This is a genomic window from Bacillus sanguinis (assembly GCF_018332475.1).
Taxonomy (GTDB): Bacteria; Bacillota; Bacilli; order Bacillales; family Bacillaceae_G; genus Bacillus_A; species Bacillus_A sanguinis.
This window is the reverse complement of the sequence record NZ_BOQB01000369.1, coordinates 1-11,224: the sequence shown is the minus strand read 5'-3', so window position 1 is coordinate 11,224 and position 11,224 is coordinate 1. Positions and strand designations below refer to the sequence as shown.

The following is an 11,224-nucleotide window of genomic DNA, read 5'->3' as shown; positions in this document are numbered from 1 at the left end:
TCAATCTGGAAAAATCAAATCAGGAAATGTAACGGTATGGGAAGTTGGAAATATAGCGAAAGTGTTAGCTGATGTAGAGCGCTTAAATTTAAATACAGTAAATGTACCAATTCAGGTAGATATTCCGAATGTGACTTCTACGAACATGGTAATTAATCAAGCGCAAAAGCAACAGGCTATTATTTTAATTCAAGAATTATTAAAGCGTAATATTCAAGTTATAGTGGAACCGTTCCCATATATTCAGCAAGGAAATGTTGGGGAAACGGAATGGAATCCAAGTAATATTAATGATTTCTTCTGGAATTGGAAAACGGTTATTTTGCAAGACATTTTTAACTCGATTACAAGTAAATACAATGTGTACGGGCTCAAGATTGCTTCTAATTTCGTGAATATGGAATATGCAGAAGGATATTGGAGCGATACGATTGATTTCGTCCGTCAGCAATATAAAGGAAATGTTTTGTATCAAATGAATTGGTGGTTAACAGCAAGCTGGGATCCTTCATATGAAGCGAAGTTTGTTGAGAAAATAAATCGTCCGTATTTAAAGAAGGTAGACATTGTTAGTATCGATAGTTGGTTTGAAGTTTCAGGAAAAAGAAATCCATCATACGAAGAAGTGAAGCAAAGTTTATTTGCGACGACAGTATATAATCGTGGGCAGAATGTTGTTCAGCAATTGGAACAATTACATAATGCAACAGGAAAACCGGTTTACTTTGGCGGATTTAACGTTCCGGCACGTGAACTAGGCTTGCAAAATCCGTGGAATCCAGATGTTTCTAATGTGCTTTCGAAAGACATACAATTAAACGGATGGCGTGCTTACCGAGATGTATTAGAACCAAAACCATATTTTAAAGGTTTTTCAATTTGGTTTATTGGCTCTCATAATAGTACGCATGCATATCAAATACATAGTAAAGAAGCCGAGGCAGTTATTAACGGCTGGTACCGAAAATAATTTTAATTAAATAGGTAAGTTTTGAATTTTACCACATATATTTCTAGTGAAAGGCCTTTCACCATCTTATCACCTAGGGGGCAATCATAATGAAATTTTTGTCTTACCTTACAGTAATTTTGGTGATTCTTGGCGGTTTGAATTGGTTATTTGTAGCGTTAGATTACAATGTAGTTGAGAAATGGTTTGGTTCTATGCCGGCGCTTGTGGACACTATTTATTGGCTCATTGGTCTTTCTGCTATTTATCAAATTTTTGATCGGTTCTTCACGGAAAATTAGCAATTATACTTTATTACTAGAGTGTTAAGTACGATTATGTACTTAACACTTTTTTGTGTGGTTATAAAAACATTGGCACTTGCAAGCGATTCCATTGCGTCTTACGCCGTAATAATAGAAAACAAATTGACCGTGTCTTGTATTGTGGGGTATAATTCAGAAAGTTTAAAAAATAAAAGATGAGAAATAGGGAGGTTATTAGGGTGATGGAGAGAGTGTATAATTTTTCAGCTGGACCATCAATACTCCCTTTGCCAGTTTTAGAAAAAGTGCAAAAGGAGCTTGTAAATTATAACGGGACAGGCATGTCTATTATGGAAATGAGTCACCGATCTTCTTATTTTCAAAGTATTATAGATGAAGCGGGTAGCTTACTTCGTGAATTAATGAACATTCCTGATGAGTATGAAGTATTGTTTTTACAAGGTGGTGCTTCATTACAATTCTCTATGATACCGTTAAATTTAATGAATACGTATAAAAAAGCAGGGTACGTATTGACTGGTTCATGGTCTAAAAAGGCGTTGCAAGAAGCTGAAAAAGTAGGGGAAGTACAAGTGATTGCTTCTTCTGAACAAGCGAAGTTTACTACAATTCCTAGATTGGATGGTTTACTAAGCGATGAAAAACTAGATTATGTACATATTACAACGAATAATACAATTGAGGGGACGAAATATGTGGACGTTCCACATTTAGATAAAGTACCGCTCGTTGCGGATATGTCCTCAAATATTTTATCAGAACAATACGATGTTTCGAAGTTTGGTCTTATATATGCGGGAGCGCAAAAGAATTTAGGGCCAGCAGGCTTAACGATTGCAATTATAAAAAGAGATTTAATTGGGGGAGCAGATCGCTTTTGTCCTACGATGTTAAACTATGAAACTTACAGCAAAAATAACTCCTTATATAATACACCGCCTTCCTTTAGTATTTATGTAACGAAACTTGTACTAGAGTGGCTGAAAGAGCAAGGCGGGGTATCTGCGATTGAAGAACAGAATAGAATGAAATCTTCACTTCTTTATAATTTCTTAGATGAATCAAATTTGTTTACTTCACCAGTTGATCCTACGTATCGATCACTTATGAACATTCCGTTTACAACACCGTCAGAAGATCTGAACAATGAGTTTTTACAAAAAGCGAAAGAACGCGGCCTAGTTACGTTAAAAGGACATCGCTCAGTCGGTGGTATGCGTGCAAGTATTTACAATGCGATGCCAGTACACGGCGTACAGCAATTAGTAAATTATATGAAGGAATTTGAGCTTGAGAATAGATAGGGAGATGGGGATATGTTTCGTGTTCAAACGTTAAATCAAATTGCGGAAAAAGGTTTGCAAGTTCTTGGCGGAGAGCGTTATGAAGTAGGGGATAGAATGGACCACCCAGATGGTATTTTACTTCGCAGCTATTCTTTACATCAAGAAGAATTTTCAAAAGATTTAAAGGCGATTGCAAGAGCTGGTGCTGGTGTAAATAATATTCCTGTCGAGCGCTGTACAGAAAAAGGGATTGTAGTATTTAATACACCAGGAGCGAATGCCAATGCAGTAAAGGAACTTATTATCGCCAGCCTTATTATGTCTTCACGTAACATCATTAATGGAGTAAGTTGGACGAAAAATTTAGAAGGGGAAGAAGTACCGCAGCTTGTTGAATCTGGAAAGAAACAATTTGTTGGGTCGGAAATTGCAGGAAAACGTCTAGGAGTTATCGGACTTGGCGCAATCGGTGCTTTAGTTGCGAACGATGCGTTAGCTTTAGGAATGGACGTTGTCGGATATGATCCTTACATTTCAGTTGAAACTGCATGGCGCCTTTCTACACATGTGCAAAGAGCATTTAGTTTAGATGAAATTTTTGCAACGTGTGATTATATTACACTTCATATTCCTCTTACGAATCAAACGAAGGGGATTATTGGTGAACATGCTGTAGAGAAGATGAAAAAAGGAATGCGTTTATTCAATTTCTCTAGAGGAGAACTTGTAGATGAAAAAGTTCTTCAAACAGCGTTAGAAGAAGATATTATTACGCATTACGTAACAGACTTCCCGAATGAAAATGTGATAAAGATGAAAAATGTAACAGCGACGCCTCACCTTGGTGCATCTACATCTGAATCGGAAGAAAATTGTGCAATCATGGCAGCGCGCCAATTACGTGAATATTTAGAGACAGGAAATATTCGTAATTCAGTCAACTATCCAAACGTAGAATTGCCGTATATCGGAAAGAAACGTATTACAATCATGCATCAAAACGTTCCGAACATGGTAGGACAAATTACAGGATGTTTAGCAGAGCATCATATTAATATTGCGGATATGATTAATCGTAGTAAACATTCTTGGGCGTACACGATGATTGATATTGATAACGGAATTGATGATATAATAAAAGAGAACATTGTGGAAAATATAAGCAAAATTACAGGTGTTGTAGCCGTTCGAATGATTGTGTAAAGGAGAGAGGAATTTGGCAAAAATCCGACCGTTTCGGGCCATTCGTCCAGTAGAAGAAAAAGCAGCGGAAGTTGCAGCTTTACCGTATGACGTATTAAATAGTGAAGAAGCAAGAGAGGTTGTAAAAGGGAATCCGTATTCTTTCTTACACGTTGATAAAGCAGAAATTGATTTAGACCCGGCACTTTCATCGTACGATGATCGTGTATATGAAAAAGCGGGTGAAAATTTAAATCGATTTATACGAGAAGAAGTGTTCATTCAAGACGAGGAGGCAGCACTTTATATTTATGAACTGACGATGCAAGAAAGAACGCAGTCAGGTCTTGTCGTTTGTACATCTATTGATGAGTATGAAGATGATACAATTAAAAAACATGAAAGAACGCGTCATGAAAAAGAATTAGATCGCATTCGCCACGTAGATGTGTGTGACGCGAATACAGGTCCTATCTTTTTAACGTATCGTACTAAAGAAGAGATAAAGCGTTTCATCGCAAGCTGGAAAGAAGAACATGCACCAATCTATACATTTACAGCAGAAGACGGCGTTAGGCATGTTGCGTGGAAGATTGCAGATGAAGAGGTCATTGCAAGTTTAGTAAACTTATTTGAAGATATTCCTAATCTTTATATTGCAGATGGACATCACCGCTCAGCATCAGCGGCAAAAGTAGGACTTATGCGCAGAGAACAATATCCGAATTACACAGGAGAAGAAGAGTTTAATTTCTTCCTATCTGTTTTATTCCCACACGATGAATTATCCATTTGGGACTATAACCGAGTTGTGAAGGATTTAAACGGCTTATCAGAAGAAAAGTTTTTAAAGCAAATCACGCAATACTTTTATGTAGAAGAAGCAGCTGTTTCTCCGTATAAACCAAATGAGCCAAAAACATTTGGTATGTATGTAAATGAGAAGTGGTATAAGCTTACAGTGAAAGAGGAAACGTTTGATGCGAACGATCTTGTGAAAGGTTTAGATGTATCTATTTTGCAAGATCATTTATTAAGCCAAGTACTTGAAATACATGATCCGCGCTCTGATTCACGCATTGATTTTGTCGGAGGAATTCGCGGGTTAGAAGAACTAGAACGCCTTGTGAATAGCGGTGAATATAAAGCAGCATTCGCATTATATCCGACATCAATGGAAGCTTTATTAGCAATCGCAGACGCTGGAGAAGTTATGCCACCAAAATCAACGTGGTTTGAACCGAAACTGCGCAGCGGGTTATTTGTACATTCTTTAAAGTAAATATAGACTTCTTTAGTTTGAAAAACCGAAATGATTTTTAGTTTCGGTTTTTCTTATGTTAACAGAGTTTTTGAGGAGGAGTATCGATGAAATTGCAAGTAGGCGAAAAAATAACCTTTGAACGAACTTTTACAAAAGAAGATGTTGCGTTATTTACGGAAGTATCGAAAGATGAAGGTGTTCATCATGTGACACCAGATGAGCAGGGGAGGTTTGTTGTACAAGGGCTTTTAACATCAACGTTGCCTACAAAAATTGGCGGTGATTATAACGTACTAGCTCGCAAGATGGATTTTGAATTTTTACGTCCTGTTTTTAGCGGTGATACGATTCGTTGTGACGTAACTATTGAACAATTTGAGCCTGATGAAAAAAATCGTACAAAGATTTTGGCGATGTTTACATGTAGGAATCAACTTGAAAAAGAAGTTATGAAGGGGAGTTTTTCGGGGATTATTCTTTAATTAGTAGGAAAAGTAATGGATAGGTGGGGCCGTGTTTTTGGGGCTTAGGTTTTTAATTCCACTATAACGAAAATTTTATGTATCGTTGCATACTGATAATAAGACGTTATGTAATATACTCTGTTCTTTCTTAACTAATAAAAGAATAGTTGAATAAGTCCTTCAACAAAAAGGACATTCCTAGTACTACAAGAAATGTCCTTTCCAATAAATTATGAGATATTTTTCTGAAATTTAAACTCTAAAATCAGTTTACTAGTTTGACCTGTAAATAGATAATTATAGGACCCTCTTAGTTTTTCTAAGTTACCGGTAGCTTTAATAATTGTTCCTGGGGAATCTAAATTTCCTTTATCAAATATTCCTTGTTCTATAGCTGTAAATTTCCCTTGTTGCCCCTTATAGATTCCTTCAAAGTGTAAAAATCCAGAAATTTTAGCAGTAGCCAAGTGACCATCATTTATATTTGAGTCTAAATAATATAATAAGTATTCAACAAAAGCTTTTCCTTTTAATTCACCATCAATATCATATTCGACATGAGCAATATTAATAGGGAAATCTTTTCTAGTATCATCAATTAGTTTTTCATCCCATTTATTTACTGTAAATGTTACTTCCATACACGTAAATCCCCCTTTATCATTAGATAAGTAATCTCCCCACATTATATACTTTTAAAAAGTACCAATTCATAGTCATATCTCATAGGAGTATTTCTATTTATTCCACGCCACTCTCTAAAATAGAAAAGGATACATTTTCACAATCAATTTCTGCCATCGCGCCGTAAGGTAAAATAAACTTCGGTTCAGTATGGCCAAAATTCAAATTATAAAGAATCGGTAAATGTTCTAAGTTATGTTCTTTCATAACTTGCAGTATCTCCTGTTTATATTCTTCATAATACATTTCGTCTTTCGGTTTACCAAAAACGAGACCTTTTGCTTTTTGAAGAATGCCTTGCGCTGCGTAATTTCGTAACCAATACTTTATATAACTTGGTTCTGGATGGTCTTCAGAAGTTTCAAAGAAAAGGATGCTATCCTCCCAATGTTTTTTCTCAGGCCAAAGTTCCGTTCCTTTTGCAAATTCCAGTACTTCTATACATCCACCAATTAAACGCCCTTGTACAGTGGTGGAGCCCTGAAGTAGTTCATATCCATTGTTTTGTTGCATCGTACGCCTTGTATCTTTATTTACCTCTATCCATTCTAAACGCTCACTTGTCCATTCATGAGCTGGTTGAATCTTTCCAATTGTCTCATTTGAAAAGAGAGTTCGATTTACCATTTCAACTGTATATGGATCCATCTCTATATTTTCGGCAAAATCGGTTAAAATGGCTGGACCGTAAAAAGAGGAAAGACCTGCTTTATGGCAAAATAAATGTGAAATAGTAACGTCAGAGTATCCCATGAAAATTTTCGGGTTTTCACGTATTACATTAAAATCTATATAAGGAAGTAAGCGAATGCTATCTTCACCGCCAATATTCGCAATAATTGCGTTCACGCGCGTATCTTTAAATGCTGTCATTAAATCTTCCGCACGAGCCTGTGGGTTGTTATAAATGAATTCGCTACCTTTTAAACTATTTGGCATTGGAACAACCGTAAGACCGAAAACTTCTTCTAATCTTTTAACGCCTTGCTCATAACGCCATCTTATGTCAGAATCACCTGCGCCTCCCCATGAAGGACTTACTGTTGCCACGATATCTCCTGCTTGTAACCTCTTTGGTTTTATTAACATGTTAGCTCCGCTCCTACATAATGTAATGGACTACGATTATACAAACCGTAGCGCTGAAAAATATGATGCATCACATTATTTTCTTCATCATTAATCCGTTTACCTGCTGGGATTCAAGAATTCAGTCTGAGTGTTGAATATAGGAATAACCGATTTATATTTAAAGATCACAGTATGCAACATTGCATAGGAAAGGGGGTTGCTATTTTCTATAACCTGTAACTATAATAGTTACAGGTTGGTCGTAACCAATCAAAAAAATATAATCATCATGAATGGAGATGTTACATATGGGTATGAAAAAACTTATTTTAGCAGGTGCTTTAGGGATCGCAGCATTATCAGGAACAAATGTACCAGGATTAGAACTAACAAAAGCGAGTGCAGCTTCTATTGAATCGAATTTCTCGACGTTAGAAGGACGAGTAGTAGAAGTAGATAACGGTGTGATTGTTGTAAAATCTAAGCAATATGAGGAACCTGTTAGTGTGTATATTGATTCACTTTCAAACGTGAAAGTAGGAGATGAAGTAAAAGCTACTGGATCTATGATGCGTAATTTTACAGAATATATGGTTGCAACTGCAGTTGAAAATACAACAAACAAGTTAGGTATGCACATGAAAGAAGATGGCTCACCTAATTATGTAATTGGAGAAGTATCAAAAGTAGGAACGATGGAAGATGAGGGGGACGGTGCTACTAAATATGTTGTAGTTGAGTATCCATCGCTAAATGGGAAGAAAGATATTATTGATGTTTTCTTAACAAAGGGACAAGTATTTAATGTGGGTGAGAAAGTGAAAATTGATATGAAGTATGTAGGGTGGGGCGGAAGTTCTATTAACTGGAACACAGTTGACCATATTGAAAAAGTTCATGAAGCAAAGACGAACGCTGAAAATAATGATGATGTATGGATTTGGTCTTAATAAGGCGAGTATAGGTCGTTATTTGCAATTTTCTCCAAACAATACATGTAAAAACTAAATGTATCATGCAGTACCCATCTAATTATCATTGCGTATGACAATTAGATGGGTACTTTTTGTTTTGTGTTTTTTTGAGAATAACGGATTTCCAATAAGAATATGATGTTAACACTAGAGCGAAGGTGAAAAAATACAATATTGAAAGAGGTGTTTAAGGGTGGAACAAGATGAGGTTTATTTACGAGCTAAAAAAAGGGTAGAGAATTTAAAAGCTTTTTACATTCATTTAACGGTTTATATACTAGTGAACTTAATGCTTTTTATTATAAATATAAGCTCTGATTCCAGTAAGTTATGGTTTTTATATCCACTTGCAGGTTGGGGAATCGGTATCGTTATACATGGTTTGACAACTTTTCCATTCGGGATATTCGGAAAAGAGTGGGAAGAACGAAAGATTAAAGAATATATGGAGAAAGACAAGTAAATTTATTACTGGAATGTATGAATATAAAATCTCATATGAATTTCTATGATCACACGCTGGATGCGAAGTCTATTATATAGCTTCGCTTATTTGCTTTGTATTCGAAGTGTGTGCGAGTGAGGGTGTTCATATCCATTTGTTAGTGTGAATAGCATGTGAAATCAAAACTTTATTTGTAGCACATAATAAATACGGTTGTTATCTTTTTTAAATTACATGTCGATATAGGCTAAATTTGATTTATCATCCTATATTAAAATAAAAATAAACCACTGTTCGATTTGAATATTCCACGATATAATGGTGAGAGTTTATGACAGAATAAATATTTACATAAGAAGTGAGGTACTGTATGAAAAAAAGAACGACAGACATTATTTTTATTATTATCGGTGCATTTCTTTTTGCGTTAGGTGTCAATTTGTTTGTTATCCCAAACGAGTTTGGTGAGGGTGGGGTAACAGGTATCACGATTATTACGTACTATTTATTTGAATGGTCACCAGGTTTAGTTAACTTAATATTAAATGCGATTTTGTTAATAGCCGGTTATAAATTTTTAAATAAGATTACAACAATTTATACGATTATCGCTGTAGTTACGAACTCACTATTTCTTCATTTGACAGAAGGCTGGACGATCGCTTCGGATGAAATGCTCGTAAATGCCATTTTCGGAGGAATATTTATTGGATGCGGGATTGGTCTTATTATTCGCGTTGGCGGAACAACTGCAGGTACTACCATCTTAGCAAGGATGACACATAAATATTTAGGGTGGAGCATTAGCTACGGTCTACTGTTCTTCGATTTAATCGTTGCGTTTTCATCTTATTTCATCATTGGTGCAGAAAAACTGATGATAACAATTATTATGCTATATGTAGCAACGAAAGTGATGGAATTTGTAATTGAAGGTTTAAATCCGAAAAAGGCCATTACGATTATTTCTGATAACCCGAATGAAATTGCCGGGAAGGTCACTACCTTAATGGGCAGAGGGGTTACTGTGTATTCAGGTCATGGTTATTACACGAAAACGCCGAAGGAAATTCTTTATGTTGTTATTAATAAGCAAGAAGTAGTGAAGCTAAAGCGGATTGTTCAAACTACGGATCCGGCGGCGTTCATCGCTATACACGATGTTCGAGACGTATTTGGAGAAGGATTCGTTGATATTTCTAAAGCATAGAAATTACTTTTCATTAAAATAATCTTAATACTAAAACGTAAGAATCTATTTTGAATAATCTTTTTTCAAAATAGATTCTTTTTTAATTAAACGCCATTCACTTTCAGTTCAATCTTTTACATTCTAAAGAAAAAGTGCCGATAGAACGCTCCAGTCTGTTCTTTAATTTTGAAATGTGAGAGTTGAATAACAATGGATAATATGTGATTTTTTAATCTACTCCCCATGAGTTCCACCATTTGTTTCGCATCTGGATTTCCTTCATCGTACAATTCCTCAATAATGTTAATATAATCCTTCTCATTTCGATTTTGACTTAATTTATATGCAACCGGGATGTCTTCCACTTATGAAATTAATAAACATTATGCTGTCTACAATAACCATATTTTCAAAAGCTACATATTGCATACTATTAAATAAAAAAGGTCCCTCAGACAAGCTGAGAGACCGCTCAAAGTACAATTCTTTATTTTCGGTTGGAAATACAACGCTAATCAATCTAATGAATTATAAATGACTAAATTTTTCTCCTAATTTCATTTTTGCAAGTTCATATATAAAACCTTTTTTTCGTTGTTTTATCTTTTCAATATTTTGCATCAAAATCATTAACAGGAACAACTCTAAGATCTTATAACCAATAAGAGTCATAAATGAAATCATAAATATATTTGCAAAAGTCAAATTACCACCCCTTCATATCACAAAAAGCTTTAAAAATTTTAGGTGCTTTAGAACTGTATTTCCACCTTTTACAAGCAGTATATGCTCCTAATTCCAATATTATTGTTACTAGCCAAGCAGCTCCTATTGCTAAAAGTGCATTTATAAGAGCTCCTACTGTAATAATAACAGGAACAACTGTAGAGATTGGATCTGGTCCTGGAAATTCAACTTTATCTTTTTTTATATTTTCAAACGCTAGAACTTCTGATGAACTTAAAGATTCATATCCATTTTTTAAATTTGTTGCTTGTTCAGGGGTAAGGCCTAATTCAAGTGCCTTTGAAGAATCAAAGACATACCTATCCCCATCTACCAATGTAAGGGATTCGTTAGCAATAGTATTAAGTTTTTCTATTTCTCCCCAATTTATTTCTTGTTCTTCTAGAACTTCATTGATAGATGTCAACGTCTGTTTATCCAAAGTAAATTCTGTATTTGAAACCTTTAAATTTTGTGTTGGAACTGATTCTTTAGCTAAAGCATCAGCCCCCGGTATGAAATGCATAAAACCTAAAACTGTAGTAGAAATGAGTACTGCTTTTTTTAACATTAATTTCCACACTACAATTCTAAATTTTTCCAACCTTAGTAAATATATTCAATTAATAATGTGTAATTCCTTGTATAATATTTTTTTTTATCTATTTTTTATATTTTTAAAAGTGCATTTACATCAGAT

At 35.0% G+C, this 11,224-nt stretch carries 12 protein-coding genes and 1 pseudogene; 9 read left to right on the top strand and 4 right to left on the bottom strand.

Annotated features, from left to right (window positions below):
• The 6 genes from KI369_RS26205 to KI369_RS26180 all read left to right on the top strand — a co-directional run.
• A partial coding sequence (locus tag KI369_RS26205; protein WP_212958384.1) for a glycoside hydrolase family 113 occupies nt 1–970 on the top strand: 970 nt, incomplete at its 5' end.
• 89 nt (nt 971–1,059) lie between these two features.
• Nucleotides 1,060–1,251: a DUF378 domain-containing protein gene (locus KI369_RS26200; RefSeq protein WP_212958382.1), complete on the top strand. Its 192-nt coding sequence runs from the start codon at nt 1,060–1,062 to the stop codon at nt 1,249–1,251.
• Between the two features lie 206 nt (nt 1,252–1,457).
• Nucleotides 1,458–2,540 (top strand): 3-phosphoserine/phosphohydroxythreonine transaminase, encoded by a 1,083-nt coding sequence (gene serC / locus KI369_RS26195; RefSeq protein WP_212958380.1) that lies wholly within the window; start codon nt 1,458–1,460, stop codon nt 2,538–2,540.
• Nucleotides 2,541–2,552: 12 nt separating this feature from the next.
• A complete protein-coding gene (locus tag KI369_RS26190) occupies nt 2,553–3,725 on the top strand; it encodes a 3-phosphoglycerate dehydrogenase family protein (RefSeq protein ID WP_212958378.1) in 1,173 nt (390 codons plus the stop codon).
• A 13-nt stretch (nt 3,726–3,738) separates the two neighbouring features.
• Entirely contained in the window at nt 3,739–4,986 is a 1,248-nt protein-coding gene (locus KI369_RS26185; protein ID WP_212958376.1) for a DUF1015 domain-containing protein, read from the top strand.
• 86 nt (nt 4,987–5,072) lie between these two features.
• Nucleotides 5,073–5,450, top strand: a complete 378-nt coding sequence (locus KI369_RS26180) for a hotdog family protein (protein ID WP_212958374.1) — start codon at nt 5,073–5,075, stop codon at nt 5,448–5,450.
• Nucleotides 5,451–5,662: 212 nt separating this feature from the next.
• Here KI369_RS26180 and KI369_RS26175 read toward each other — a convergent pair whose 3' ends face one another.
• Both KI369_RS26175 and KI369_RS26170 read right to left on the bottom strand, forming a co-directional pair.
• The gene (locus tag KI369_RS26175) at nt 5,663–6,073 is read right to left on the bottom strand and encodes a DUF3224 domain-containing protein (protein WP_212958372.1); all 411 of its coding nucleotides are present in this window, start codon (nt 6,071–6,073) and stop codon (nt 5,663–5,665) included.
• Between the two features lie 100 nt (nt 6,074–6,173).
• On the bottom strand, nt 6,174–7,205 hold the full coding sequence (locus KI369_RS26170) for a S66 family peptidase (protein ID WP_212958370.1): 1,032 nt from the start codon (nt 7,203–7,205) through the stop codon (nt 6,174–6,176).
• A gap of 290 nt (nt 7,206–7,495) precedes the next feature.
• Here KI369_RS26170 and KI369_RS26165 point away from each other — a divergent pair, with 290 nt between their 5' ends.
• The 3 genes from KI369_RS26165 (at nt 7,496) to KI369_RS26155 (ending at nt 9,816) form a co-directional block, all read left to right on the top strand.
• Nucleotides 7,496–8,137 (top strand): hypothetical protein, encoded by a 642-nt coding sequence (locus tag KI369_RS26165; RefSeq protein ID WP_212958368.1) that lies wholly within the window; start codon nt 7,496–7,498, stop codon nt 8,135–8,137.
• A 217-nt stretch (nt 8,138–8,354) separates the two neighbouring features.
• On the top strand, nt 8,355–8,624 hold the full coding sequence (locus KI369_RS26160) for a 2TM domain-containing protein (protein ID WP_212958366.1): 270 nt from the start codon (nt 8,355–8,357) through the stop codon (nt 8,622–8,624).
• 352 nt (nt 8,625–8,976) lie between these two features.
• Nucleotides 8,977–9,816: a YitT family protein gene (locus KI369_RS26155; protein WP_000747488.1), complete on the top strand. Its 840-nt coding sequence runs from the start codon at nt 8,977–8,979 to the stop codon at nt 9,814–9,816.
• A 200-nt stretch (nt 9,817–10,016) separates the two neighbouring features.
• Here the strand turns inward: KI369_RS26155 and KI369_RS26150 are convergent.
• Both KI369_RS26150 and KI369_RS26145 read right to left on the bottom strand, forming a co-directional pair.
• Nucleotides 10,017–10,163 (bottom strand): annotated as a pseudogene (locus KI369_RS26150) (FMN-binding negative transcriptional regulator); the annotation flags it as partial.
• A 341-nt stretch (nt 10,164–10,504) separates the two neighbouring features.
• A complete protein-coding gene (locus tag KI369_RS26145; protein ID WP_212958364.1) occupies nt 10,505–11,095 on the bottom strand; it encodes a hypothetical protein in 591 nt (196 codons plus the stop codon).
• Between the last annotated feature and the right edge of the window lie 129 nt (nt 11,096–11,224).